Raw genomic sequence first — 25,407 nt, 5'->3', positions numbered from 1 at the left:
TGAGCCGGATCATGTCTTGGACCTCTGGACCCTTCCGGCCCTAGCGTCGACGGCATGGCACTGGGAACGAGGACGGACCGGCAACCGTCCGTCATTCGGCTGTTCTGGCGGTCCACCGTCGGCAAGAAGACGGTCATGGCCCTCAGCGGCCTGATCATGCTCGGTTACCTCGTCGCCCACATGCTGGGCAACCTCAAGATCTTCTTCGGGGCGGACGAGTTCAACGGGTACGCGCAATGGCTGCGGACCATGGGCGAGCCCGTACTGCACTACTCCTGGGCACTGTGGCTCCTGCGCGTGCTGCTGCTGCTCGCCGTCGTCGGCCACGGCGTCGCCGCCTACCAGCTCAGCCGCCGGGACATCGCGGCACGACCGGACAAGTACGTGCACCGGCGGCGGCGCGCGAGCTACGCGACGCGCACCATGCGCTGGGGCGGCATCATCCTGGCGCTGTTCATCGTCTGGCACCTGCTGGACCTGACGACCCTCACCGTCAACGAGAACGCCCAATCCGGCCGCGCCTACGAGAACGTCGTCGCCACCTTCTCCACCTGGTACGGCAACGTCATCTACATCGTCGCGATGCTCGCCGTGGGACTGCACGTCCGGCACGGCTTCTGGAGCGCCGCGCAGACCCTCGGGATGGGCAACGCCACCCGCGAGCGCATCCTCAGGACCGCCGCCGACGCCCTGGCCCTGGTGCTCACGGCCGGTTTCCTCTCCGTACCCGTCGCCGTCATGACCGGAGTCGTGAGCTGACATGGATTACCTCGACCACACGACCGGCGCGCCGCTCGTGGACACCAAGGCGCCGAAGGGCCCCGTCGAGCAGCGCTGGGACCGGCGCCGCTTCGAGGCGAAGCTGGTCAATCCCGCCAACCGCCGCAAGCACACCGTCATCGTCGTCGGCACCGGCCTGGCCGGCGGCGCGGCGGGCGCCACGCTCGCCGAACAGGGCTACCACGTCGAGCAGTTCTGCTACCAGGACTCCCCGCGCCGGGCCCACTCGATCGCCGCACAGGGCGGCATCAACGCGGCCAAGAACTACCGCAACGACGGCGACTCCGTGCACCGCCTCTTCTACGACACCGTCAAGGGCGGCGACTTCCGCGCCCGCGAGTCCAACGTGCACCGCCTCGCCGAGATCTCCGTCGAGATCATCGACCAGTGCGTGGCCCAGGGCGTCCCCTTCGCCCGCGAGTACGGCGGCCTGCTCGACACCCGCTCCTTCGGCGGCGTCCAGGTCTCCCGCACCTTCTACGCCCGCGGACAGACCGGCCAGCAGCTGCTGCTCGGCGCCTACCAGGCGCTCTCCCGCCAGATCGCGGCCGGCACCGTCACCATGCACCCCCGCACCGAGATGCTCGACCTGATCGTCGTCGACGGACGGGCCCGCGGCATCGTCGCCCGCGATCTGATCACGGGCACGATCTCCACGTACTTCGCCGACGCGGTGGTCCTCGCGACGGGCGGCTACGGCAACGTCTTCTACCTGTCGACGAACGCCATGAACTCCAACGCCACCGCGATCTGGCGGGCCCACCGGCGCGGCGCCTGTTTCGCCAACCCCTGCTTCACCCAGATCCACCCCACCTGCATCCCGCGCACCGGCGACCACCAGTCCAAACTGACGCTGATGAGCGAGTCGTTGCGCAACGACGGCCGCATCTGGGTGCCCAAGGCACGCGGCGACGCCCGGCCGCCGAACGAGATCCCCGACGACGAACGCGACTACTACCTGGAGCGGATCTACCCGTCCTTCGGCAACCTCGTCCCCCGCGACATCGCCTCACGGGCGGCGAAGAACGTCTGCGACGAAGGCCGCGGGGTCGGCCCCGGCGGTCAGGGCGTCTACCTGGACTTCGATGACGCGATCAGGCGGATGGGCCGCGACAAGGTCGAGGAGAAGTACGGCAACCTCTTCGAGATGTACGAACGGATCACCGCGGAGAACCCGTACGAGGTCCCCATGCGGATCTACCCCGCCGTGCACTACACGATGGGCGGCCTGTGGGTCGACTACGACCTGCAGACGACGATCCCCGGTCTCTTCGCCATCGGCGAGGCCAACTTCTCCGACCACGGCGCCAACCGCCTCGGCGCCTCCGCCCTGATGCAGGGCCTCGCCGACGGCTACTTCGTCCTGCCGTCCACCATCAACGACTACCTCGCCCGGGGCGCCTTCGGCGACGTAGGCCCCGACGACCCCGCCGTCACCGAGGCGGTGGCGGAGGTCGAGGACCGGCTGAACCTGCTGCTGGCCGTCGGCGGCGACCGCACACCCGACTCCTTCCACCGGGAGATCGGCGAACTCATGTGGGAGTTCTGCGGGATGGCGCGCACCGACGAAGGGCTCCGCAAGGCGCTCGACCGCATCCCGCAGATCCGCGACGAGTTCTGGCGGCGCATCAAGGTGCCGGGAACGGGCGAGGAGTTCAACCAGTCGCTGGAGAAGGCCAACCGCATCGTCGACTATTTGGAGCTCGCCGAGCTGATGTGCCTCGACGCGCTGCACCGCACCGAATCGTGCGGCGGCCACTTCCGGGAGGAGTCCCGGACCCCGGACGGCGAAGCCGCCCGTAAGGACGACGAGTTCTCCTACGTGGCCGCCTGGGAGTTCCGGGGGACCGGCGCCCCACCCGTCCTGCACAAGGAAGACCTGGTCTTCGAGTACGTCCACCCCACCCAGCGGAGCTACGCATGAAGCTCAACCTGCGCATCTGGCGGCAGAAGAGCGCCGACACCCCGGGCGCCATGACGACCTACGAGGTGGACGGCATCTCGTCCGACATGTCGTTCCTGGAGATGCTCGACACCCTCAACGAGGACCTGATCCTGCGCGGCGAGGAACCCGTCGCCTTCGACCACGACTGCCGCGAGGGTATCTGCGGCGCCTGCTCGCTCGTCATCAACGGCGACGCCCACGGCCCCGAGCGCACCACCACCTGCCAGCTCCACATGCGCTCCTTCCGCGACGGCGACACCATCGACGTCGAGCCGTGGCGGGCGGCCGCCTTCCCGGTCGTCAAGGACCTGGTCGTCGACCGCTCCGCCTTCGACCGGATCATCCAGGCCGGCGGCTACATCAGCGCTCCCACCGGCTCCGCCCCCGACGCGCACGCCACCCCCGTGCCCAAGCCGGACGCCGACTTCGCCTTCGAGCACGCCGAGTGCATCGGCTGCGGGGCCTGCGTGGCGGCCTGCCCCAACGGCTCCGCGATGCTCTTCACCTCCGCCAAGGTGAACCACCTCAATGTGCTGCCGCAGGGGGCGCCGGAACGGGAGACCCGGGTGCTCGACATGGTCCGGGCCATGGACGATGAGGGCTTCGGCGGGTGCACCCTCACCGGCGAGTGCGCGACCGCCTGCCCGAAGGGCATCCCGCTGCCGTCCATCGCCGCGATGAACAAGGAGTGGCTGCGCGCGACGCGCAAGGTCAGGCGGTGACCGTCGGCCGCATGTAGCCGCCGTAGAGGGTCTCGTAGTCCGGCACGACGACCCTCGAGGCGGGGGAGAGCGTACGGATCAGGTCGGTGAAACCGTCCAGGTCCATCACCGGATCGCGCTCCGGCGGCAGGCTCAGCGGCCTCTCGAAGTTGTCCCAGTGGACCGGGACGACGGTCGCGGGGTCGCCGAGCGCGCCGAGCAGCCTCTGGAGATAGCGGTGCGTCGCCGTGCTCGACGGGGTGGCGGCCATCAGCACGTCGGGCCGCAGCCCGCTCGCGGCCCGTTCCTCGAAGTCGCTCGCGCCCATGAGGAAGACGGACGGGCCGCCCTTCACGCTCACCTGGAAGGCGAGCGTGTCGCCCTCCGGCAGGTCGGAGATGGTCCGCGGCGCCCGGCGCGGCACGGCGTGCAGCGTGCCGGGAGCGAAGTACGACCACTTGGCGTTACGGCTGTGCCGGCCGGCGACGACCTCCACCGTGAAGCCGTCGAAGTCCAGCACCTCACCGCCCCTGACCACGCTGATCTGCCCCGCCTCCACGCCGAGCGCCCGCAGCACGTGGTACGTCGTCTCGGTGCCGATGACCCGGGCGCCCGTCGAACGCGCGATGTGCGGCACGTCGTTGATGTGGTCCCAGTGGGTGTGGCTGACCAGCACCAGTTCCGGGCTGCCCGCGTGCCGTGTCACCAGCTCCTCGTCGCAGAACAGCGGGGTGGCCGCGTCGAAACCGCCCTTCGGGCCGAACAGGCCGGTCGGGAAACGGGTGATGTACGGGTCGAACAGGACGGTCCTGTCGCCGACCCCGATGCGCCAGCCCGACGTGCCGAGCCACCGCAGGGTCGCGGAGCCGGCGGGCACCGCACCGGCGCCCTTCCGGTACCCCTCCGAAGGGGCCGCCGCAGCCGCCCCCGCCGGCAGCAGCGGCGCCGCCGCACCGAGCGCCGCTCCGCGGAGCAGCGTCCGCCGTACGAAGGCCCGCCGGCCGCCGCCCTGAGGGCCGTTCACGGGTTCACTGATGTGCTTGCTCGTCTGTTCGGTCATGGGGCGAAGAAGATCAGGCCCGTGCGCGGCCCGTCCAAGACCGCACCGCTGCACCACCCATACCGGATCGAGTATGTCACCAGGTCAGGGCAGGTGCTCGGGCTCAAGTCCGCGCAGCAGATCCACCGCTGTCCGTGCCGCCGCGCCGATCGCCACGTCCGTCTCCGTACGGTTCGCCAGCAGGCCCGGGGTGCGGGCGAACACGGCCACCGCGTACCTGCCGCCGTCCGGGTACTCGGCCACCCCGACCTCGTTGTGCAGTCCCGGCAGCGTGCCGGTCTTGGCCGCGACGCGCACGCCGTCGCCGAACCCGGCTGCGAGCCGGTGGCGGAACACCTGGCGGCCCATCAGCTCCCGTACCTGCGCGCACGCTTCGGGCGGTCCCGCCTCGTCCCGCCACACCATCCGCAGCAGGCGCGTCATCTCGCGCGGCGTGCTCGCGTTCGTACGGGCCGGGTCGTAGACGCCGAGGCCGCGCACCTCGGCGGCGGACAGCGTCGGGAAGACCGCGGCGAACTCCCGCTCGTCCCGCGCGCCCACCTCCTCGAGCATCGACTCCAGCACCTGCCGGGGCCCGCCCACGATCCGGGTGTTCTCCAGCCCGAGTTCCTTCGCCAGCATCGCCACGGTGTCCGTACCCACGCGCTCCATCAGCAGGTCCGCCGCCGTGTTGTCGCTCACCGCCATCGCGAAGTGGGCGAGGTCCCGCAGCGACAGTTCCACATCGTCCAGACAGCCACCGGTGCCCCAGCCGCCGAGGCGGTGCTCGGACGTCACCCGGACCCGCTCCCGGGGATCGAGCTGGCCGGCAGCCGACTGACGGGCGAACTCCAGGACGAGCAGCACCTTGAACACCGAGGCGACGACGACCGGTTCATCGGCGCCGTACCCCGCCTCACCTGGACCGTCGATGTCCACGGCGTGCAGCACGCCCTCCGCTCCCGCTCCCGCGAACACCGCTCGCAGTCTCTCCTCGATCAGCATTCGGACACCGCTCCTGTCGCCTAGGGTCGTCCCGTGGATCTCCTGCGCCACTTGCGTATCTTCGTCGTCGTGGCCGACGAGTTGAACTTCGGGCGGGCGGCCGATCGTCTCGGCATGGCCCAGCCACCGCTCAGCCGTGCCGTACGCAGGCTGGAGGACGAGCTGGGCGCGGAACTCTTCGACCGGTCACGGCGGCAGGTCCAGCTGACCCCGGCCGGGTCCGTCCTCCTCGACCAGGCCCGGGACCTGCTGGCCCGTGAGGAGCGCACCAGGGCGCTCGTGCGCCGTGCCCACGACGGCGATCTCGGCACGCTGCGCGCGGGCGTGCCGCCCGACACCTCCGCGGCGGTGCTGGGGGCGCTGATCGCCGAATGCCGGGAACGGGCCCTGCGCATCGACCTCCAGGAGCTGACGACGGACGAGCAGCTCCGACTGCTGGCCTCCGGCGGCCTGGACGTCGGCCTCGTCCAGCAGCCGGCGGACGTCGGCGGCCTGGAGCTGGGACCGGAGGTCCGGCTCGATCTCGGCGTCGTGCTGCCCCGCACGTCGCCCCTCGCGCGGCTCCCGGAGGTCGCGCTCGCCGAACTGGCGGGCCAGGACCTCGTCCTCGTCCCGAGGGCATCGGCCCCCGGCTGGTACGACACGACGCTCGACATCTGCCGCGCCGCCGGCTTCGTCCCCCGCAGGGTGCGGCAGGCCCGCAACCCGGAATTCCTCATCGGCCTGGTGACGGCCGGCCACGGAGTGGCCTTCGACCAGGGGCCGGTGGCCCGCAAGGAGCCCAGGGTGGTCTGGCGGCCCCTGGCGGGCAGACCGCTCGCGCAGCGGATCCGCGCGGCGTGGCCGGGGCAGTCGCCGCACCGGGCCGCCGCGGAGTTCGCGGCGGTGGCCGCGGACGTCCTGGCCCGCGACCGTACGCCGGCCCTCGGCTCCGCGGCACCGGCCGCCGGGACCCCGGCCGGCGAGAGCCCGGCCGGGGACGGGCCGCGCCCCTGGTCGGTGGTCTTCGGGTGAGGACCCGGCGGGGGTGGTGTTGCCCCGGGGTGGACCTGGTCGGGCGGGGGTGGTCGGTCGGGATGGACCTGGTCGGGCGGGGGTGGTCGGTCGGGGTGGACCCGGTCGGGCGGGGGTGGCCGGTCGGGGTGGACCCGGTCCGGCGAGGGTGGCCGGTCGGGGCGGACCCGGTCGGGCGGGTGGTCGCTCGGGGGGTGTGGCGCACGGGTCCCGGCCGGCCGCGGAGGTGGCTGATCACCGGAATGGCCCGGCGGGGTCGGGTGCTGGAGTGCGGTCCCGGGAGCGGTCGGACACGTGGCGGGAGCGGCCGGGCACCGGCCCGGGCGGGTGAATGCGCGGCGTGCGGGACCCTCAGGCGGTCGCGCCGGTCAGCTCGTGGGAGGACAGCCCGGCCACCCGTGCGAGACGCCGCAGTGAGTCCAGCAGCGCCGCGCGGTCGTACGTGCTGGTGGTGACCAGCACCTCGTCGGCGCCGCTCTCCTCGACCGCCGCCCCCAGCGCCTCGGCGACCTGCTCCTCGGTCCCCGCGACGTGGCCGCTCAGCCCCGACTCGTAGAGACCGCGCTCCTTGGCGGTCATCTCCAGCGCCTCGACGCGCTCGGGCGGCAGGAGCGGCGGGAACGTCCCATGCGTGCGCGAGTACGCCATCGACCAGGCCTCCGGCATCAGCAGCCGGCGCGCCTCCTCCTCGCTGCCGGCGACCGCGACCGTACCGGCGACGACCACGTACGGCTGCTCCGCCCACACGGAGGGCCGGAAGTCCCGCCGGTAGCCCTCCACGGCCCGAAGCAGCCGCTCCCGGCCACGGAGATCGCCGATGACCAGCGCCAGCCCGGCACGGGCCGCGATCCCCGCGCCCTCACCGGTGGCGAGCAGGAACGGAGGGACCCTGAGCCCCTCCGAGGGGCGGGCGTGGACGTGCGGATGGGCAGCCCGTTCGCCGGTGAACCAGCCCAGCAGTTCCTCCAGCCGGGCCTCGAAGTCCTCCGCGTCCTGCTTGTCGCGGCCGAGGGCCCGGCGGATGCCGTCCGTGAAGCCGACGGACCGGCCGAGGCCCATGTCGACACGGCCGGGGAAGAGCGACTCCAGCACACCGAACTGCTCGGCGACGACCAGGGGTTGGTGGTTGGGCAGCATGACCCCGCCGGTGCCGACGCGGATCGATGTGGTCGCGGCGGCGACCGCCGCCGCGAGCACCGTCGGCGCCGATCCCGCGACGCCGGGGACCCCGTGATGCTCGGAGACCCAGAAGCGGTGGTAACCGAGGGCCTCGGCCTGCCGGGCGAGATCCACGGTGTCCCGCAGCGCGGCAGGACCGTCGTACCCCTCGCGGGTACGGGAACGGTCGAGTACCGACAGACGGACGGCGGACGCGGTCAATGAGCTCACACCACGGTTCAACGCGTTCACCGCGTGAGGATTCCCGATGGCCCGGTCCCGTCCGCCCGGCCTCGCCCCGGCCTCGCCCCGGCCTCGCCCCGTGCTCCCGATGTGCTCCTGGGCCCCCGATCCGGCGGGACCCCGCGGTGAGGGCCTAGGGTGACCGGCGTGACACAGAGCCGCAGGCCGCTGGCCGTATTCGACCTCGATGGAACGCTCTCCGACGCCGGCCACCGCCAGCATCTGCTGGAACGCAAGCCGCGGGCGTGGGACGCCTTTTTCGCCGCCGCCCCCGAGGACCCGCCGCTCACCGAGGGCGTGGCGCTGTGCCTGGAGGCGGCGCAGGAGTGCGAGGTGCTGTATCTGACCGGCCGGCCGGAGCGCTGCCGGAAGGACACCGTGGACTGGCTGGCGGCACAGGGGCTGCCGCAGGGCCGGATCTTCATGCGGCGCAACGACGACCGGCGGCCCGCGCGCAGGACCAAGCTCGAGATCCTTCGACAGCTCGCCCGCGACCGGGAGATCAGGATGCTGGTGGACGACGACGAGCTGGTCTGCCAGGACGCGGAGCGCGCCGGCTTCCGGGTCGTGCGGGCGGTCTGGGGTGCGCCGAGCACGACGCCCGCCATGCACGAGGCGCAGGAGCGCGAGGGCCGCACCTGAGAGGGCAGGCCGGGGCCGTCTCCGAAAGGGGCCGCTCAGGGCCGTATCCGAGACGCGCCGACCAGGACCTGCCGGTCGAGCCGTATCCCGGACATGCCACACGCCGCCCCGTCCGTCCAGGGCGGCGTGTCGTCGGTCGTCAGTCCCCGGCCGCGTGTGCTCAGTCGCCGTCCTCGAGACGGAAGCCGACCTTCAAGCCGACCTGGTAGTGCTCGATCCGCCCCTCGACGATGTGCCCGCGGACCTGCGTCACCTCGAACCAGTCGAGGCCCCGCAGCGTCTGCGAAGCCCGGGAGATGCCGTTCTTGATGGCCTGGTCGACCCCGTCGGGCGAGGTGCCCACGATCTCGGTGACGCGGTAGGTGTGGTTCGACATGGGTGTCGTGCTCCTCTCGGTGCGTTCACTCCACCGTGCCCCACCAGTCGGCTTCCCGCGAGGCGTCGGGCGCGGGGCGGCCGTCCCCCGCGGGGCCGAGCGAAAGGCGGGAGAGGATGCGGTAGCGGTCGCCGCGGTAGAGGGAGCGCACGTACTCGACCGGACGTCCGTCGGGGTCGGAGGTGACGCGGTCGAAGAGCAGCGCAGGTGACAGGACGGGTGCGCCCAGCAGCTCCGCCTCTGCCTCGCTCAGCACGGTGGGCTCGATGGACTGCTCCGCCCGGGCGGCGACGATCCGCCGCTCGGCCCGCAGGTAGCGGTAGAAGCCCGACTCCATCCGCCCCGGGGTGAGATCGGGGACGAGGCCGGCCGGGATGTGCAGGTACTCGAGTCCGACGGGGCCGCCGTCGACCAGCCGCAGCCGCGCGACGTGGAAGATGTCCGCGGCGGGGGAGAGCCGCAGCCTGCGTCCGATGCGGGCGCCCGCTGCGGTCCTGCGGAACTCCAGCACCCGGCTCGACCAGGTCCCCGGCGCCCGCGGGACCGCGGCCGGAGCGGAGTCGCCCACCAGCTCCTGCGTGATCTTGGCGGGCGCGACGAACATCCCGCGGCCGTGCTCCCGTACGAGCGCCCCGGTGGCGACGAGTTCGTCGACGGCGGCGCGGAGGGTGGGGCGTGACACGTCGAGCGCGGCGCAGAGGGTGCGTTCGGAGGGGATGGCGTCCCCGGGGCGCCGATCGTCGACGAGGCCCAGCAGATACGCCCGTACCCGCTCGCGCTTGAGCGCCGCCCTTGGTGCACCCTCGTCCCTCAACGCCGTCCCCTCCCATGCGTGATGGGCCGAGGATACGTCCCGTTCATCCGGGGCCGGCCCGGCCCGGCCCGCAACGCCACCACCGACTGCCGTGCCTGCCTCAGCCCGATCCGCTCGAAGTGCCGCTCCGGCTGCGCGAGTTCCATGAGAGCCATGGCGGGAGGGCGGCCGCGACCGGAGCGTGCCCCGGCAAGCTCATGGCTCCCTGTCCTGAAGCAGTTGCTCGCGCAAGGGCAGGGCGTGGCGTCCGAGCGAATGCTCGATGCAGGGCAGCATGATCCGCCGTTGCTCATCTGGCGAAGCGGCCACGCCGACGACCGGCGGGGCCCGCCGCCACCCGTGAAGGGCCCGGGGCGGGAGGAATGACTCCTCCCGCCCCGGGCCCCATCACGCTGTGGCTGTCGTCAGGACGCCGGCGTGTCAGTGGTTCTTCTCCAGCTCCACCTTCGGCAGCAGACGCTCCAGCGGCGCCGGGAACCACCAGGCGCGGCGCCCCAGGAGCTGCATCACGGCCGGGACGATGAGGCAGCGGATGACGACCGCGTCGACGAAGATGGCGACCGCCATGCCGAAGCCGGTCTGCTGGAGCAGGCGCTGCGGGCTGAGCATGAACGCTCCGAAGACGACGACCATGATCGCACCGGCCGCGGTGATCACACCGCCGGTGTGGGCGAGGCCTTCCCGGACGGCCAGGGTGTTGTCCTTGCTGCGGACCCACTCCTCGTGGATGCGGGAGACCAGGAAGATCTCGTAGTCCATCGAGAGGCCGAAGACCACGGCGAAGATCATCACCGGCAGGTACGCCTCGATCGGGCCGGGTTCCACTCCGAACCAGCCGTGCTGGAAGACCAGCGTGATGGCGCCCAGCGCGGCACCGATGCTCAGCAGGTTCAGCAGCGCCGCCTTGAGCGGGATCAGCACCGAGCGGAAGACAGCCATGAGGAGCAGGATCGACATGCCCACGACGATCGTCACGAACAGCGGCATCCGGTCGGAGACCTTCTGCGAGTAGTCCTCGGCCGCGGCCGTGGAACCACCCACCAGGTACCGGGCACCCGTGTCCCCCGCCAGCGGGGGCAGTACGTCGTCGCGCAACTCGGCGACCAGGTCGGACGTCTTCCCGTCCTGCGGCGAGGAGGAGGGGAAGACGAGGACCGTCGCGGCCTCCCCGTCCTCGGTGGGAACGGGCGGAGTGGCGGCCTCGACACCCGGGACCTCGCCGAGCGCCCGGGCGACGACGGTGCCCGCCTGCTCCGCTCCGCCCTCACCGCCGTCCACGATGACGATCAGCGGGCCGTTGAAGCCGGGGCCGAAACCGTCGGAGAGCAGGTCGTAGGCCTGACGGCTGGTGGTGTCGACCGCGTCGCTGCCCGCGTCCGCGAAGCCCAGCCGCATGGTCAGCGCGGGCACGCACAGCGCGCCCAGGATCACTCCTGCGGCCAGCAGCGCGGCCAGCGGCCGGCGCTGCACCCCGGCGGCCAGCTTGCGCCAGGTGGTGCCCTCCTCGGGCTTGCCGAGGGCCACGCGCTTGGCGGCCCGCGCGGTGAACTGGCGGGCGAAGCGCTCGCCGAAGACGCCCAGCAGGGCGGGCAGCAGCGTCAGCGAGGCGATCATGGTGACCAGCACGGTGAGCGCCACCGAGACGGCCATGCCCTGAAGCGAGCCGAGACCGAGGGCGACCAGACCGAGCAGGGCGAGGATGACCGTGCAGCCGGCGAAGAACACCGAGCGGCCGGCCACGTCCAGCGCGTCCTTGGTGGCCCGTTCGGGGGCGATGCCGCGCACCAGTTCCGCCCGGAACCGGGCGAAGATCAGCAGCGCGTAGTCGATGCCGACACCGAGGCCGACGAGGATCATGACGTACGTCGTCCAGTCGGCGATCATGAACAGGTGCGACATCAGGACGATCACCCCGAGCGTCGAACCCACCGCGAACACCGCGGTCATGATGGGCAGTCCGGCGGCGATGATCGTACCGAACATGAACACCAGGATGACCAGCGCGGCCAGCAGACCGGCGCCCTCGGCCGCGCTGCCCGAGCTCTCGCCGAGCACCCGGGCGGCGTCACCGCCCAGCTCGACCCGGAGCCCGTCGCCCTCGACGGCGGTGGCGGCGTCGTAGATCTTCTGGGTGTCCTCCTTCGGCATCTCCTTCGAGGCGACCTCCAGCACCACGGTCGCGTAACCGATGGTGCCGTCCTCGGAGACGGCGGCGGAGTCGTCGTACAGGCTGCGCACCTGCTCCACGTTGGGCAGGCCGGCGACGTCCGCCAGCATGCCCTCGACGCGCTGCTCGACCTCCGGGGTCCTCAGTCCGCCCTTGTCGCTCAGCACGATGGAGATCGTGTCACCGGTGCGGGCCGCGCCGTGCTCGGCGAGCACGTCGGCCGCCGCCTGCGACTCGGTGCCGGGCAGCGCGTAGTCCTCGCGGTAGTCGTCGCCCACCACCGTCGCGGCCGCCCACACGCCCACCAGCACGGTGAACCACAGGATGAGGGCCAGCCACTTCCGGCGGTAGGAGAAGCCGGCGACGCGTGCGAACACGCCCTCCCGGCTCTGTGTCCGGGTCGTCTCTTCGGTCAGGGTCATGGTTGCTTCGGTCTCTCTCCGCAGGGTTCACAGTGGGTCGGTGTCCGGCCGGCGACGCAGCCGCGCCCGGGTGGCGAGCAGCAGCGGAACGGCGCGGATCAACAAGGGCAGCAGCAGACGTTGTACGGAGCCGTGGGCGACGTGCTCCCACAGCGGCAGCCGGTGCCCGGCCAGCAGGGGCAGTGCCGCCATGACCGCGGAGGTCAGGGCGTAGGAGTGCGTGCCCGCGTGCTGACCCGTCAGCACGCGGGCACGGCGCAGCGGCGCTCCGGTCAGCCGCAGCGCGGCCGAACTCATGCCATGGGCGAGGAACAGCAGGGCGACCGCGGCCGCCGTCGGGGCACCGGTCGTGGTGGGTGCGGGCCGTCCCGACTCCTCGTCGACCACGGAGGCCGGCGTCCAGCCCGAGCCGCAGGCCAGCACGCAGCTGCCCGCGACCACCAGGGCGTCGCACACCGGCCCCCCGCCCGCCGCCCGCCGGCACAGGCCGGCGTTGCGCACCAGCCACAGTCCGCCGGTCACTTCGCCGACCAGCGCGGGGAAACAGCCGGCCAGGACCGTGAGGGCCTGCAGCAGCCAGCCCTCGTGGACCACGGACAGCGGCCACAGCGCACCGTCGGCCCGCCGCCGTTCGGCGCGGTCGCGCCCCAGGTACGGCAGCGCCATGCCCAGGCCGATGTCCGCTCCGCCGAACACGAAGTACACGGCGGAACAGCCGGCGAGCAGCACGACGGCGACCAGCTCCACGACCGCTCACCGCCGGCGGGCCGGGGGCGGCGGTCGTGGGCGAACCGGCGGGTTCCCTAGAGGGAGCCCCGCGGCTCCGGGGGATGTATGGGGGGGTGGTCTGCTTTTCCACGCCTCCACGATCGGCTCACGGCTCGATGTCCCGCGTCGGCCGCCGGATTGCACCCGGCGTACGACGCCGGTTGCAGGACGGTCCGGGGCGTACCACCGGGGATGCACACCACGGCCGCTCCGCCTCCGGTCTCGGCGGCGTCACCGCAGTTCAGGGCGTTTTAGGGGTCCCGCGCGGGGACGCACCGGCACTACAACCGGGGTGGTGCGGGGGTACAGGCCGGCCGGGATTCCGCCGGGCGGGACGGCACGACGGCACGGAGCTGGTGCATTCAGCTCAGCCAGCCCGGCGTGATCATGCCGGATTCGTAGGCGGTGATGACGAGCTGGGTGCGGTCACGGGCACCGAGCTTGGACATGATGCGGCTTACGTGTGTCTTGGCGGTGGCGGGGCTGAGCACCAGCCTGCGGGCGATCTCGTCGTTCGTCAGGCCCGCGCCCACCAGACCGAGGACCTCGTGCTCGCGCGCGGTCAGAGCGTTGAGCCGCGGGCTCGGGTCCGGGTGACGGATCCGGTTGGTGAACTCCGCGATGAGCCGGCGGGTCACCTTGGGGGCGATCAGGGCGTCGCCCCGGGAGCAGACGCGGATGCCGTGCAGCAGCTCCATCGGCTCGGTGTCCTTGACCAAGAACCCCGAGGCGCCCGCGTACAGGGCGTTGAACACGTAGTCGTCCATGTCGAAGGTGGTCAGGATGAGTACCTTCACTTCGGACAGCCGCTCGTCCCCGGTGATCCGCCGGGTGGCGGCCAGACCGTCCTCCTCGGGCATCCTGATGTCCATCAGGACGATGTCCGGCAGCAGTTCACCGGCGAGCCGCACCGCCTCGACGCCGTCGGCGGCCTCGCCGACGACCTCGATGTCGTCCTCGTCGTCCAGGATCGACCGGAATCCGGCTCTCACGAGTCTCTGATCGTCGGCGAGCACGACTCTGATGGGCGTCGTCATGTGCCACAGGGTAGTCACACGGCGGACGACCCGGCCGGTCGGCCACCGGAACCGGCCGTCAGCGGTCCGCCGCCGCGCCTGCCACCGCGGGGGCGGAACTGCCGGACCGCCGGGCCTCCCCGCCCGCCGGGCACAGGGGCAGCCGGGCCTCCACCCGGAAGCCCGAACCGGTGTCACCTGCGGTCAGTTCGCCGCCCAGCGCCCGGGCCCGCTCGGTCATCCCCGCAATACCGCTGCCGGCGAAGCCGTCCGCCGCCCCCCGCCCGTCGTCCTCGACGCGCACCCGGAACTCCTCCGCTGCGAAACGCACCTCGATGACCGCGTGGCGCGCCTGCGCGTGACGGGTGATGTTGGTCAGCGACTCCTGCACAATGCGGTAGGCGGCCAGTGAGATCTGAGGCGGGATCACGGACGCCTCGCCGTGGGTCTCCAGAGTGACCGCGAGGCCGGTCGCCCTGGCCCGCTCGGCGAGTTCTCCGAGCCGCTCCAGACCGGCCGTCGGCGCGGTGGGGGCCCCCTCGTCCACCTGGCGCAGCACGCCGAGAGTGCCGCGCAGTTCGCGCAGCGCTTCCTTGCTGTTGTCCCGCACGAACTCCAGCGCGCTGATCAACTCGGCGGTCTGCCCGGGGCGTTTGGCGCTGCGGTGCAGAGCCGCCGCGACCTGCACGTTGATCAGGGAGATGCTGTGGCCCAGAACGTCGTGCAGCTCACGGGCGATCCGCAGCCGCTCCTCGGTGGCCGACTGACGGGCCCGCACGTCGCGCTCCCGCTCGGCGGCCAGCGCCCGTTGCTCCGCCTCGTGCTCGAACGCCTGCCGCACCCGCATCGCGTGGCCGAACGCGATGACACTCAGGAACCAGCCGCTGAGCAGCATGATCGACATGTTGTCGACCTTGCGCTGGTCGCCCACGGCGACGAACTCGCCGTAGGTGACCACCAGCATGACGACGACCGCGAGGCTCACCACGACGGTGAGCCGGCCGACTCTGGCCAGGGTGTACAGCGCCACCATGAAGACGATCACCGGCGTCGGCCCGTCGCTCTCGGTGAGCTGGTAGTACGCGACTGCCGCGAGCATGGTCGCCGCCCCGACGGAGACGGGCCACCGGTAGCGGAAGCCGAGCGCCAGCCAGCCGACGAGGGCCAGCGCCCAGCCCAGCACCTCGGCCGGCGTGGTGTCGGCGCCCTCGAGCCAGACGCGCGCCCCACAGTCGACGAACAGGGCGAGGCCGGTCAGCACGACCACACGGTCCAGCCGGAATGCCCGAGCCCAGGAGAGAAGCATGGTGTTCAGAGTACGGACCTTCGCCCGGCCGGCCCAGGGGAGATAGGTCGTATGCGCGTGCGCCGAGGGCGAGGCCGTACCTGGGTCGGGTGGGTGACCCGACCGACGCCGTACCTGGGTCGGGTGGGTGACCCGACCGAGGCCGTACCTGGGTCGGGTGGTTGAGCCGGTCACCAGGGCGTCGGCCCTCGCGGCGTCGTCGGTCAGGTGACGGCCATACCTCGCCGGGGCGACTCCAGCCCTTCCAGAAGGCGGGAGTTCGGGGTCCGGGCCATGCTTCCCGTCCGATCCGAGCGCGGCAGGACGCCTTCGCGGAGTCGATCGTCGCCGACCTCGAGGACGCCGTGTCCCGCTGTCCCAGGGACGCCCAGCTCGATCGTCTCGTGCAGGAACTGCGAGGAGTTTTTTGAACGCTGCCCATGATGCAAGAGGACGGCGCGGTTGCTCGTGCAGCCGGGAGCCGATCGCAGACGGATCCCGGCTGCCGCCGTGGCCCGGCCCGGGAGGCATCACCGGGTGCGAGGCGCGATCAGGACGGGGCAGTGTGCGTGGTGGAGCAGGGCGTGGGTCACCCGGCCGATATGGGAGCCGAGCGCCGTTGCGGCGTGGTGTTTCCCCAAGACGAGAAGACCCGCGGTGCGGCTGGTCTCCACGAGAGTGCCTGCGATGGACTCGGCGGTCTTCAGGTCGATGTGGACGGGTAGTTGGCGGAACTCGTGGCGGATGCGGTCGGCGAGAATCTCAAGGTGGTTCTGGTGCCGCTGGGTGACGGCATCCATGCCGTCCAGCATGGTGACCACCCCGCCGACCTGGATCAGCATGCTCCAGACGTTCACCAGCCGAAGTGATGCCTTGCGAAGTGCGGCCTCCAGGACCGAGCATCTCGGCGCGGACGCCGGTCTCTTCGAGCAGTTCCCGCCGGGCCGCCTCGCGTGGGGTCTCCCCTTGGTCGACCTTGCCGCCGGGCGGTACCCATCCTCGCCGGCGATGGCGCACGAGCAGCACGTGCGTCAGTGCGCTGTCGAACACCCACGCCTCGGCGGCGAGCGGACCACTGGTCGCCGCTTCGGGTCGAAGCAGCCACTCCACGGCGTTGTCGTACACGGTGCGAGCGCGGCGTGCATCGCAGATCGCGGCGTCGAGGGTGCGGGGTTCCAGCAGACGGTGCGTCACCCGACGGACGGTAGTGGCAGCCACCGACAACCGTGCCGCCCGGAACCGCACGTCGGCCGTGCCCCGCAGGGACAGCACGTCGGCCGTGCCCCGCAGCGATCAGGCACGGCTCCACGCGTCGTCGGCTCCGACGCGATCCGTACGCGTTCGGTGAACAGCCGCAGGGCCTTCTCGTGGTCGCCGGTGTTCGGGTGCATCTGCGCGATGCCGGTGTGCCGTTGTGACCGTCGCGGCTGGAGGCGGGTTCAGTACGCGTCGCCGGTTGTCGAGGACGTGATGATGTCGCCGTGGGCGAAGTCGCCCGGAGGGATGCCGGGATGGTGGCCCGCCGGACGGCCGTCGCGTGCGGCGGACGGGCCGAGCGCGAGGCGGGAGACGATGCGGTAGCGGTCGCCGCGGTACACCGAGTGGACGTACTCGACGGGGCTGCCGGCGGTGTCCGTCGTCAGGCGCTCGACCAGCAGCGCGGGGGAGAGGACCGGCACGTCGAGCACCGCGGCCTCCGCCTCGTTGACGACGGTCGGTTCGATCGACTGGACGGCCTGGTCCACATGCACCTGGTGGTGCTCGCGCAGATGGTCGTAGAGGTCTCCGGCCTCGAGTTCCTGCGGGGTCAGCGAGGGAACGAGCCGGGCCGGGATGTGCAGGTGCTCGATCGCCATGGGGGCGCCGTCGACGAGTCGCAGCCGGGCGATGTAGACCAGTTCGGCGGCGGGGGACATCCGCAGCTTGCGGCCGATGCGGGCGCCCGCCGTGATGGTGGCGAGCTCCAGGACCCGGCTCGACCAGGCGCCCGCCGCGCGGGGGACGGCGAACGCCGCCTCGTCGGAGACGAGTTCCTGGGTGATCTTCGCCGGCGCGACGAACATTCCGCGGCCGTGTTCGCGCAGCAGCTGCCCGGTGGCGACGAGTTCGTCCACGGCGGCACGCAGGGTGGGGCGGGAGACGCCGAGTTCCGCGCAGAGGGTCCGCTCCGAGGGAATGGCGTCACCGGGGCGGCCGGCCTCGATCAGGCCGAGCAGGAACTCCCTGACCCTCTCCCGCTTCAGTACGGCGCCCGAAGAGCTGCTCTCCATGGACCCTGCCTCTCTGCTCCACGTCGTCGACAACTGGTCAGATGGTAAACGACGCCACTTACCAGTGCTTGCCGGGATGCCGGGGTCGATCGCCGTGAACGAACCAGTGTTTTCAAAGCCCTTGACGTCAACATTGGTCCATGCCACCTTCTAGCCACGCCGTTGGCCAGTTTACCAATTGGTCAACTCACTTCAGAGGTGGATCAGTTGAAGATTCGCTCCATCGCCGCTGCCGCCGCCATCGCCGTCACCCTGCCGCTCGCAGCGTGCAGCTCCTCGTCCGGTCAGGGGTCCGACGCGGCCGGAGGCACGGAGGAACTCACCGTCTGGATCATGAGGGACAGCGTCTCCGACGCCTATCTCAAGCGCTTCGAGAAGGACTTCGAGCAGCGGCACAAGGGAACCACGCTCGACATCCAGATCCAGGAGTGGGACGGCATCGGCGAGAAGATCACCGCCGCGCTCGCCGGACGGGACGCACCCGACGTCATCGAGGTCGGCAACACCCAGGTCGCCCAGTACGCCGCCAGCGGCGGCGTCAAGGACCTCACCGACAAGGTCGGCGAACTGGCGGGAGCCGACTGGCTGCCCGGCCTGGCCGACCCCGGAAAGATCGACGGGAAGCAGTACGGCATCCCCTGGTACGCCGCCAACCGCGTCGTGATCTACAACAAGGACCTCTTCGCCGCGGCCGGTGTCACCGCCCCGCCGAAGACCCGCGACGAATGGCTCGAGATCACCCGCAAACTCGACGCCGGCGGCAACCAGGGCATCTACCTGCCCGGCCAGAACTGGTACACCCTCGCAGGCTTCATCTGGGACGAGGGCGGCGAGCTCGCCGAACGCGAGGGCGACACCTGGAAGGGCGCGCTGCACTCGCCGGAAGCGCTCAGGGGCATGGAGTTCTACCAGCGCCTCCAGGCCCTCGGCGACGGCCCCAAGGACTCCGACGAGGCCAAGCCGCCGCAGGCCGACGTCTTCGCCAAGGGTGACGTCGCCCAGATCATCTCCGTACCGGGCGGGGCGAAGATCATCGAGCAGGCCGCCCCCGCGCTCGCCGGCAAGCTGGGCTTCTTCCCCGTACCCGGCCCCACCGCCGGCCGGCCGGGCGCCACCTTCACCGGCGGCTCCGACCTGATCATCCCCGAGGCCTCCGCCCACCACGACGCCGCCTACCAGGTGGTGAAGGAACTCGCCGGCGACAAATGGCAGACGGACCTGGCGAAGACCATGAGCTACGTCCCCAACCGGAGCTCCCTCGCCGGGGTCATCGAGGACAACGAGGGCACCGCTGCCATGGCCGCCGCGGCCGCCCATGGACGCGCCACGCCCAACTCCCCGCAGTGGGCGGCCGTCGAAGCCACCAACCCGGTCAAGCAGTACATGACGGCGGTGCTCACCGGCAGCGACCCGGCGAAGGCGGCGAAGGAAGCCTCCGACAAGATCACCAAGACGCTCGGCTCATGAGGAGTTCGCCCCGCGCGCTCTGGCCCTACCTGCTCATCGCACCGACCGTCCTCGGCGCCGCCGTCCTGCTCGCCTACCCGCTGGCGCGCAACCTGCTGATCTCCTTCCAGCAGTACGGGATGGGCGAACTCATCCGCGGCGACGCCGTCTTCACAGGTCTGGACAACTACCGGGAGATCCTCGGGGACGCGGAGTTCTGGGAGGTGGTCCGCCGCACCCTGTGGTGGACCACGGTCAACGTGGTGCTGATCATGGTGCTGGGCACGCTGGTGGCCCTCATGCTCCAGCGGCTCGGCAGGAGGATGAGGGTCCTGGTGCTCAGCGGACTCGTGCTCGCCTGGGCCAGCCCCGTGATCGCGACCACGACCGTCTTCCAGTGGCTGTTCTCCTCGCGCCTCGGACTGGTCAACCGGGTGCTGGCCGGGATCGGGTTCGACTCCTTCGAGGGGTACTCCTGGCTCGCGCACGGCCCGGCCGCCTTCACGCTCCTGGTGCTGCTCGTCGTGTGGCAGTCGGTCCCGTTCGTCGCCGTCACCCTGCACGCCGCGCTCGCGACCGTCCCCGCCGAACTCTTCGAATCGGCCAGGATCGACGGGGCCGGCGGCGGCCGGATCTTCTGGTCCGTGACGCTGCCCGTCCTGCGCCCGGTCTTCGGGCTGATCCTCTGCCTCGAAGTCATCTGGGTCTTCCGCTGCTTCGCCCAGATCTGGGCCGTCACCAGGGGCGGACCGGGCGGCGCGACGACCACCCTGCCCGTCTACGCCTACCAGGTGGCGCAGTCGCTGCACCGCTACGACCTCGGGGCCGCTGTCGCGACGCTGACCGTGCTGATGCTCGTCGCCGCGCTGATCTTCTACTTCCGGCAGATGTTCAAACAGGAGGCCGAGCAGTGAGACCGACCTCGCCGCGGCGGCTGGCGCTGAACACGGGAGCGCTGATCGTCTTCGTCCTCTCGGTGTTCCCCGTGTACTGGATGATCCTGACCGCCTTCAAACCGGCCGCGGAGATCCACACCGGCTCGCCGGCGCTGCTGCCCACCTCCCTGACCCTCGACAACTTCGCCAACGCCCTGCGCGCGGACGGCTTCTGGTCGTTCTGGCGCAACAGTCTGGCCGTCACCGCCGGCAGTGTGCTGCTCGCCCTGCTGGTGGCGACCGGCGCGGCCTTCGCCGTCGCCCGGCTGCGCTGGAAGGGCCGGCGGGGATTCGTCCTGATGGTGTTCATCGCCCAGGTGGCCCCCTGGGAGGCCCTGCTGATCCCGATGTACATCATCGCCAGGGACGCCGACATGCTCGACAGCCTGACCACCCTCACCCTCGTCTACTTCATGATCACCCTGCCGTTCACCGTCGTGACCCTGCGCAGCTTCCTCGCCGCGATCCCCGTCGAACTGGAGGAGGCCGCGCAGGTCGACGGCTGCACCCGCGCCGCCGCGTTCCGCCGCGTCACCTTCCCGCTGCTCGCGCCGGGGCTCCTCGCGACCTCGCTGTTCGGCTTCATCACCGCGTGGAACGAGTTCGCCTTCGCCAACATGCTGATCATCAAGAACCAGGACGACCGCACCCTGCCCGTCTGGCTCTCCTCCTTCTCGAACGTCTTCGGCACCGACTGGGGCGCGACGATGGCCGCTTCCACGCTCTTCGCCCTGCCCGTACTCGTCCTCTTCCTGGTGCTGCAGCGCCGGGTCTCCGCCGGGATGACCGGCGGCGCGGTCAAGGGATAGGAGACCGACACCATGCCCGCACCCCGCATCGGACCACCGCGCGTCGCATCCGCCCGTTCCGGACCGCGCACCGGTCCCGCACTGGTCCCGGCGCCCACCCAGTTCACCTGCTCGGCAGGCGAGTTCGTGCTCGACAGCAGCACCGCCGTCCGCGCCACCCGCGGAGCGGAGCGGGCCGCCGAACTCCTGCGCGGCCACCTGGCCCCGGCCACCGGCCTGCCACTGCCCCTCGCCCACGACGGCCGTGTCGTCCTCGCCCTCGACCCCCAGCTCACCGGCCTCGGCGCGGAGGGCTACGGACTCACCGTCGGGACCGACGCGGTGCTGCTGCGCGCCGGCCGCCCCGCGGGGCTGCTCCACGGCATCCAGACCCTGCGCCAACTGCTGCCGCCCGCCGCCCTGTCGGGCGCACCGGCGCCCGGCGCGCACTGGTCGCTGCCCTGCGTGCAGATCACCGACGTACCCCGCTTCCCCTGGCGCGGCGCGATGCTCGACGTGGCCCGCCACTTCCTGCCCGTGGAATTCCTCCGGCGCTTCGTCGACCTGCTGGCGCTGCACAAGCTCAACGTGCTGCATCTGCACCTCACCGACGACCAGGGCTGGCGGATGCCGGTCGCCGCCTACCCGAAGCTCACCGAGGTGGGCGGTCTGCCCCACGGCGGCGCCTACACCCGGGCGGAGCTCGCCGGACTGGTCGCGTACGCCGCCGACCGCGGCGTCACCGTCGTCCCCGAGATCGAGATGCCGGGACACGTCCGCGCGGCCCTCGCCGCCTACCCGCACCTGGGCAACCGGCCCGGCCGCCGGCTGGACGTCTGGAGGCGGTGGGGCGTATGCGAGACCGTCCTCGGCGTGCACGACGAAGTCCTCGACTTCTGCCGCACCGTCCTGGACGAGGTCATGGACGTCTTCCCCTCCCGGCACGTCCACATCGGCGGCGAGGAGTGTCCCACCACCGAGTGGCACGCCTCCGCCGCGGCGCGGCTGCGCGCCGAACAGGAGGGCATCGGCGGCCCCGAGGCGCTGCACGGCTGGTTCATGGGCCGGATCGGCGCCCATCTGCAGGAGCGGGGACGGCAGCCGCTCGGCTGGACGGAGACCGGCCTCGACCTGCCGTCCTCGTTCACGGCCATGATGTGGCGCGACGAGGCCCACGCTCTGGCCGCCGCCCGCCGCGGCCAGCAGGTGATCATGGCGCCCTACCGTTCCACCTACCTCGACTACCCGCAGTCGGCGGACACCGGTGAACCGCCCGGCCAGCCCGGCGGGATCGTCGATCTGCGGGCCGTGTACGCGACGGAGCCGGCCCCGGCCCACTGGGAGCCGGAGGCGGCGGCCCGCGTGCTCGGCGCCCAGGCCCAGTTGTGGACCGAGTACGTGACCACGGCAGAGCACGCCGAGTACCTCGCCTTCCCCCGGCTGTGCGCCCTGGCCGACACCGCCTGGACCGGCGGCGGCGACTGGCGGGGCTTCAGCGCACGGCTGCACCACCACAGAGCCCGGCTCGGCGCCCTCGGCGTTCCGGGCCGACCCCCCACGACCACCCCTTCCGAGAGGAAAACCAGGTGACCAGCACCAGCATGAGCACATCAGCGCGTACCGGCCGACCCCGTACCCGCCCCGGCCTCCGGGCGCGTGCCGCACTGGCCGCCGCCGTGGTGGCCGGCCTCGGCTGTGCCACCCTGTCCGCCCTGCCGGCCGCGGCCGCCGACTCCTCGGTGAGGGTCCAGTACCGCCAGAGCTCGAGCGGCAGCGACCAGGCGGAGCCGTGGTTCAAGGTCGTCAACTCGGGCAGCACCACGCTCTCCCTGAGCGAGGTCCGTATCCGCTACTACTTCAAGGCCGACGCCGGCGCCTCCTACACCTTCGCCTGCTCATGGGCGGTGCGGGGCTGCGCGAACATCACCGGCACGTTCGGAACGCTCGCCGCCCCCACCGCCGACGCGGACCGCTACCTGGAGATCGGGTTCCGGGCGGGTGCGGGCACCCTCGCCCCGGGCGCGGACACCGGCGACATGCAACTGCGCTTCCACCGCTCCGACTGGCGGCCCCTCGACCAGAGCGACGACTACTCCTTCGGGCCCGGCCGCACCTCGTACGGTGACTGGACCAAGGTCACCGCGAGCGTCGGCGGCCCGACGGTGTGGGGCACGGCCCCCGCCGGCAACGACCCCACCGACCCCACCGATCCGACGGACCCCACCGACCCGCCGGCGGACGGGCCCGCGCTCTTCGACGACTTCAACTACACCTCGCACACCGACCCGGCCATCGGCGCCCACGGCTGGAGCGTCCGCTCCAACGCGGGCGGCCCCGGCGTGCCCGGCGCGACCTGGGCGCCCGAGAACGTCACCTTTGCCAAGGAGGGGACCAACTCGATCATGAACCTCGAGACCTCCACCGCGGGCAGCGGGGCGACCACCGAACACACCGAGATCCTCACCAAGGCCATGAAGTTCAAGAACGGCACCTACGCGGCCCGGGTCCACTTCTCGGACGCCCCACGCTCCGGCCCGGACGGCGACCACCTCGTCCAGACGTTCTTCACCATCAACGACCTCAAGGCCCCGATGGCGGACGACTACGCCGAGTACGACTTCGAGTACCTGCCCAACGGCGGCTGGGGCGAGCCCGCGAACATCCTGTACACCACCTCGTGGGAGACCTACCGGCCCGACCCGTGGGAGGCCGTCAACCAGCACTCCGAGGTCCGGGCGAGCTACGCCGGGTGGCACGACCTCGTCCTCACCATCGACAACAACAGCATCGTCTACTACGTCGACGGCCGGGAGTTCGGCCGGCACGACGCCCGCTACCTCCCCGAGCGCGCGATGAGCATCAACTTCAACCAGTGGCTGATCGATCTGGCGGGCCAGGGCAGCACCACGCCCCGCTCCTACGACCAGAAGGTCGACTACGTGCTGCACGTCAAGGACCAGGTCCTCACCCCCGCGCAGGCCGCTGCGAAGGTCGCCGCGTACCGGTCGGCGGGGGTCGGCTTCGAGGACACCGTTCCGGCCACCGGGTGAAGACCTTGTGAGGGGCGGGTGCGGTCCTCGCACCCGCCCCGTTCCGCGGCCCGGTGCGTTCCCGGACTTGACCGGACCTTTGGTACAGACCAAAATCCAGCCACAACCCGTGCGAGCGCCGCGCGCTTCCCCCCACGTCGGGTCCATTCTCCGTGCCACGCAGAAGGTGACCTACGTGAAGAACCGCTCGCTCGTCCTGTCCGCCGCACTCGTGTGCGCCGCCACGCTCGTCGGCTGCGGGCTGGTCCCCGGCGGTTCCTCCAGGAGCACCGTGGACATCTGGCTCATGAAGGACAGCGTCTCTGACGAGTTCCTCGAACGTTTCACCACCGAGTACGAGAAACAGCACCCGTCCGTGGACCTCAAGGTGACCTTCCAGGAGTGGACGGGCATCGGCAAGAAGGTCATGGCGGCGCTCGAGAGCGACGACGCCCCCGAGGTCATCGAGGTCGGCAACACCCAGGTCGCGCAGTACGCCGAGAGCGACGCGCTGCGCGACCTGACCCTCGAATCCGTCCGTGACCTCGGCAGCGAGGACTGGCTGCCCGGTCTGGCGGAACCGGGCAGCATCAACGGGTCCCAGTACGGCATCCCCTGGTACGCGGCCAACCGTGTCGTCATCTACAACAAGGACCTCTTCGCCCAGGCCGGCATCACAGAGCCGCCCGAGGACCGTGACGAATGGCTGGAGATCTCAGAAAAGCTCGACGGCCCCGGCAGCCAGGGCATCTACCTCTCCGGCCAGGACTGGTACACGCTCGCGGGCTTCGTCTGGGAAGAGGGCGGACAACTGGCCGTCGAACAGGGCGGGAACTGGGAGGGAGCCCTGCACTCCAAGGCGGCCCTGCGCGGCATGGACTTCTACAAGCGGCTCCAGTCGCACGGCAACGGGCCCAAGGACGCCGACGAGGTGACGCCTCCCCAGGCGGACGTCTTCGCCAAGGGCGACGTCGCGCAGATCATCGCCGTGCCGAGCGCTGCGCCCCTCATAGAGAAGGCCAATCCCGCCCTCAAGGGGAAGCTGGGCTTCTTCCCCGTACCGGGCAGGACGGCGGAGGCCCCGGGCGCCGTCTTCATCGGTGGCTCCGACCTGATCGTGCCCGAGAACGCGCGGGAGAGATCCGCCGGCGTCGAGGTGGTGAAGGCGCTCGCGAGCGAGGAATGGCAGACCGAGCTCGCCCTCACGATGAACTACGTCCCCAACAAGACGACGCTCGCGGGGGTCATCGAGGGCAGTGAAGGCACGGCCGCGATGGCGGCCGGCGCCGCGAAGGGCCGGGCCACTCCCAACTCGCCCCAGTGGGCCGCCGTCGAGGCCGACAACCCCATCAAGCCGTACATGACGGCCGTCCTTCAGGGGCAGGACCCGGCCCGCGCGGCCCGAGCGGCGTCGGACAGGATCACGGCGGCGCTGCTGCCCTGACGGGAGGGGCGGAAGCCCGCTTTGGAGCGACGGGACCCGGTCCCACGAGCCCGGAGCGGGACGACCTGGGCAACGGCTCCGGATCCTCGGTCCCTGACCACTGAAGCCGAGCCGACGCCC

Annotated in this window: 22 protein-coding genes and 1 pseudogene; 11 read left to right on the top strand and 12 right to left on the bottom strand. The window is 71.4% G+C overall.

All coding sequences use genetic code 11. The features are described from left to right. Positions 1 to 54 precede the first annotated feature (54 nt). Genes SPRI_RS03660 through SPRI_RS03650 form a run of 3 tightly spaced genes read left to right on the top strand, consistent with a single transcriptional unit; the run spans position 55 to position 3,447 of the window. A complete protein-coding gene (locus SPRI_RS03660; RefSeq protein WP_005308421.1) occupies positions 55 to 759 on the top strand; it encodes a succinate dehydrogenase in 705 nt (234 codons plus the stop codon). A 1-nt stretch (position 760) separates the two neighbouring features. Beyond that, complete coding sequence (locus SPRI_RS03655) at positions 761 to 2,704, top strand: fumarate reductase/succinate dehydrogenase flavoprotein subunit (RefSeq protein WP_005308418.1); 1,944 nt, start codon at positions 761 to 763, stop codon at positions 2,702 to 2,704. Further along, positions 2,701 to 3,447: a succinate dehydrogenase/fumarate reductase iron-sulfur subunit gene (locus tag SPRI_RS03650; RefSeq protein ID WP_005308416.1), complete on the top strand. Its 747-nt coding sequence runs from the start codon at positions 2,701 to 2,703 to the stop codon at positions 3,445 to 3,447. The genes SPRI_RS03655 and SPRI_RS03650 overlap by 4 nt, the downstream gene beginning before the upstream one ends. Here SPRI_RS03650 and SPRI_RS03645 read toward each other — a convergent pair. Further along, entirely contained in the window at positions 3,437 to 4,402 is a 966-nt protein-coding gene (locus SPRI_RS03645) for an MBL fold metallo-hydrolase (protein WP_078951341.1), read from the bottom strand. The genes SPRI_RS03650 and SPRI_RS03645 overlap by 11 nt on opposite strands. Positions 4,403 to 4,570: 168 nt before the next feature. Continuing rightward, positions 4,571 to 5,467, bottom strand: a complete 897-nt coding sequence (locus tag SPRI_RS03640) for a serine hydrolase (protein WP_037775845.1) — start codon at positions 5,465 to 5,467, stop codon at positions 4,571 to 4,573. Positions 5,468 to 5,503: 36 nt separating this feature from the next. On the opposite strand from SPRI_RS03640, the gene SPRI_RS03635 reads away from it, so the two are divergent. Further along, positions 5,504 to 6,484, top strand: coding sequence for a LysR family transcriptional regulator (locus tag SPRI_RS03635; protein ID WP_374987865.1), 981 nt, complete (start codon positions 5,504 to 5,506; stop codon positions 6,482 to 6,484). A gap of 351 nt (positions 6,485 to 6,835) precedes the next feature. Here SPRI_RS03635 and SPRI_RS03630 read toward each other — a convergent pair whose 3' ends face one another. Then, positions 6,836 to 7,873 carry an MsnO8 family LLM class oxidoreductase gene (locus tag SPRI_RS03630; RefSeq protein WP_037775844.1) on the bottom strand — a complete coding sequence of 346 codons (1,038 nt, stop codon included), beginning with the start codon at positions 7,871 to 7,873 and terminating at the stop codon, positions 6,836 to 6,838. Positions 7,874 to 8,032: 159 nt separating this feature from the next. On the opposite strand from SPRI_RS03630, the gene SPRI_RS03625 reads away from it, so the two are divergent. Next, positions 8,033 to 8,527, top strand: a complete 495-nt coding sequence (locus tag SPRI_RS03625) for a phosphatase domain-containing protein (protein ID WP_005308405.1) — start codon at positions 8,033 to 8,035, stop codon at positions 8,525 to 8,527. Between the two features lie 160 nt (positions 8,528 to 8,687). On the opposite strand, the gene SPRI_RS03620 is transcribed toward SPRI_RS03625, so the two are convergent. The 9 genes and pseudogenes from SPRI_RS03620 to SPRI_RS03585 form a co-directional block, all read right to left on the bottom strand. Continuing rightward, complete coding sequence (locus SPRI_RS03620) at positions 8,688 to 8,903, bottom strand: dodecin (RefSeq protein ID WP_005308402.1); 216 nt, start codon at positions 8,901 to 8,903, stop codon at positions 8,688 to 8,690. 25 nt (positions 8,904 to 8,928) lie between these two features. Continuing rightward, positions 8,929 to 9,717 carry a GntR family transcriptional regulator gene (locus SPRI_RS03615; protein WP_005308399.1) on the bottom strand — a complete coding sequence of 263 codons (789 nt, stop codon included), beginning with the start codon at positions 9,715 to 9,717 and terminating at the stop codon, positions 8,929 to 8,931. A gap of 420 nt (positions 9,718 to 10,137) precedes the next feature. Further along, positions 10,138 to 12,306 carry an MMPL family transporter gene (locus SPRI_RS03610; RefSeq protein WP_182327894.1) on the bottom strand — a complete coding sequence of 723 codons (2,169 nt, stop codon included), beginning with the start codon at positions 12,304 to 12,306 and terminating at the stop codon, positions 10,138 to 10,140. Positions 12,307 to 12,333: 27 nt separating this feature from the next. Next, positions 12,334 to 13,053, bottom strand: a complete 720-nt coding sequence (locus SPRI_RS03605; RefSeq protein ID WP_050791404.1) for a cytochrome d ubiquinol oxidase subunit II — start codon at positions 13,051 to 13,053, stop codon at positions 12,334 to 12,336. A gap of 383 nt (positions 13,054 to 13,436) precedes the next feature. Continuing rightward, positions 13,437 to 14,111 carry a response regulator transcription factor gene (locus SPRI_RS03600; RefSeq protein ID WP_037773084.1) on the bottom strand — a complete coding sequence of 225 codons (675 nt, stop codon included), beginning with the start codon at positions 14,109 to 14,111 and terminating at the stop codon, positions 13,437 to 13,439. 58 nt (positions 14,112 to 14,169) lie between these two features. After that, a complete protein-coding gene (locus tag SPRI_RS03595; protein ID WP_078535190.1) occupies positions 14,170 to 15,396 on the bottom strand; it encodes a sensor histidine kinase in 1,227 nt (408 codons plus the stop codon). Between the two features lie 509 nt (positions 15,397 to 15,905). Further along, positions 15,906 to 16,268 carry a universal stress protein gene (locus SPRI_RS03590; protein ID WP_374987880.1) on the bottom strand — a complete coding sequence of 121 codons (363 nt, stop codon included), beginning with the start codon at positions 16,266 to 16,268 and terminating at the stop codon, positions 15,906 to 15,908. Further along, positions 16,243 to 16,485: pseudogene (locus SPRI_RS39715) on the bottom strand (NUDIX domain-containing protein); the annotation flags it as partial. The pseudogene SPRI_RS39715 and the gene SPRI_RS03590, both read right to left, overlap by 26 nt. A 329-nt stretch (positions 16,486 to 16,814) precedes the next feature. After that, positions 16,815 to 17,645 (bottom strand): GntR family transcriptional regulator, encoded by an 831-nt coding sequence (locus tag SPRI_RS03585; protein WP_005308377.1) that lies wholly within the window; start codon positions 17,643 to 17,645, stop codon positions 16,815 to 16,817. 207 nt (positions 17,646 to 17,852) lie between these two features. Between SPRI_RS03585 and SPRI_RS03580 the strand changes: the two genes are divergently transcribed. The 6 genes from SPRI_RS03580 (at position 17,853) to SPRI_RS03555 (ending at position 25,287) form a co-directional block, all read left to right on the top strand. Continuing rightward, positions 17,853 to 19,112 (top strand): extracellular solute-binding protein, encoded by a 1,260-nt coding sequence (locus SPRI_RS03580; protein WP_037773082.1) that lies wholly within the window; start codon positions 17,853 to 17,855, stop codon positions 19,110 to 19,112. Continuing rightward, a complete protein-coding gene (locus tag SPRI_RS03575; protein WP_005308371.1) occupies positions 19,109 to 20,005 on the top strand; it encodes a carbohydrate ABC transporter permease in 897 nt (298 codons plus the stop codon). Before SPRI_RS03580 ends, SPRI_RS03575 begins: the two co-directional genes overlap by 4 nt. After that, complete coding sequence (locus tag SPRI_RS03570; protein ID WP_005308368.1) at positions 20,002 to 20,835, top strand: carbohydrate ABC transporter permease; 834 nt, start codon at positions 20,002 to 20,004, stop codon at positions 20,833 to 20,835. The genes SPRI_RS03575 and SPRI_RS03570 overlap by 4 nt, the downstream gene beginning before the upstream one ends. A 12-nt stretch (positions 20,836 to 20,847) precedes the next feature. Beyond that, the gene (locus SPRI_RS03565; protein WP_005308365.1) at positions 20,848 to 22,404 is read left to right on the top strand and encodes a beta-N-acetylhexosaminidase; all 1,557 of its coding nucleotides are present in this window, start codon (positions 20,848 to 20,850) and stop codon (positions 22,402 to 22,404) included. A gap of 11 nt (positions 22,405 to 22,415) precedes the next feature. After that, positions 22,416 to 23,864, top strand: a complete 1,449-nt coding sequence (locus SPRI_RS03560; RefSeq protein ID WP_053557680.1) for a cellulose binding domain-containing protein — start codon at positions 22,416 to 22,418, stop codon at positions 23,862 to 23,864. Between the two features lie 175 nt (positions 23,865 to 24,039). Then, entirely contained in the window at positions 24,040 to 25,287 is a 1,248-nt protein-coding gene (locus SPRI_RS03555) for an extracellular solute-binding protein (protein ID WP_037773079.1), read from the top strand. Positions 25,288 to 25,407 lie beyond the last annotated feature (120 nt).

This window comes from Streptomyces pristinaespiralis (genome assembly GCF_001278075.1).
Taxonomy (GTDB): Bacteria; Actinomycetota; Actinomycetes; order Streptomycetales; family Streptomycetaceae; genus Streptomyces; species Streptomyces pristinaespiralis.
The sequence above is the reverse complement of the archived record's forward strand: the minus strand, read 5'-3'. Positions and strand labels throughout refer to the sequence as shown.

What these genes read in the sequence shown, in the direction of transcription:
- SPRI_RS03650 (WP_005308416.1), top strand. Translation starts at nt 2,701, where the DNA reads ATGAAGCTCAACCTGCGCATCTGGCGGCAGAAGAGCGCCGACACCCCG.
- SPRI_RS03595 (WP_078535190.1), bottom strand. Translation starts at nt 15,396, where the DNA reads ATGCTTCTCTCCTGGGCTCGGGCATTCCGGCTGGACCGTGTGGTCGTG.
- SPRI_RS03575 (WP_005308371.1), top strand. Translation starts at nt 19,109, where the DNA reads ATGAGGAGTTCGCCCCGCGCGCTCTGGCCCTACCTGCTCATCGCACCG.
- SPRI_RS03610 (WP_182327894.1), bottom strand. Translation starts at nt 12,306, where the DNA reads ATGACCCTGACCGAAGAGACGACCCGGACACAGAGCCGGGAGGGCGTG.
- SPRI_RS03655 (WP_005308418.1), top strand. Translation starts at nt 761, where the DNA reads ATGGATTACCTCGACCACACGACCGGCGCGCCGCTCGTGGACACCAAG.
- SPRI_RS03565 (WP_005308365.1), top strand. Translation starts at nt 20,848, where the DNA reads ATGCCCGCACCCCGCATCGGACCACCGCGCGTCGCATCCGCCCGTTCC.
- SPRI_RS03620 (WP_005308402.1), bottom strand. Translation starts at nt 8,903, where the DNA reads ATGTCGAACCACACCTACCGCGTCACCGAGATCGTGGGCACCTCGCCC.
- SPRI_RS03660 (WP_005308421.1), top strand. Translation starts at nt 55, where the DNA reads ATGGCACTGGGAACGAGGACGGACCGGCAACCGTCCGTCATTCGGCTG.
- SPRI_RS03560 (WP_053557680.1), top strand. Translation starts at nt 22,416, where the DNA reads ATGAGCACATCAGCGCGTACCGGCCGACCCCGTACCCGCCCCGGCCTC.
- SPRI_RS03585 (WP_005308377.1), bottom strand. Translation starts at nt 17,645, where the DNA reads ATGGAGAGCAGCTCTTCGGGCGCCGTACTGAAGCGGGAGAGGGTCAGG.
- SPRI_RS03600 (WP_037773084.1), bottom strand. Translation starts at nt 14,111, where the DNA reads ATGACGACGCCCATCAGAGTCGTGCTCGCCGACGATCAGAGACTCGTG.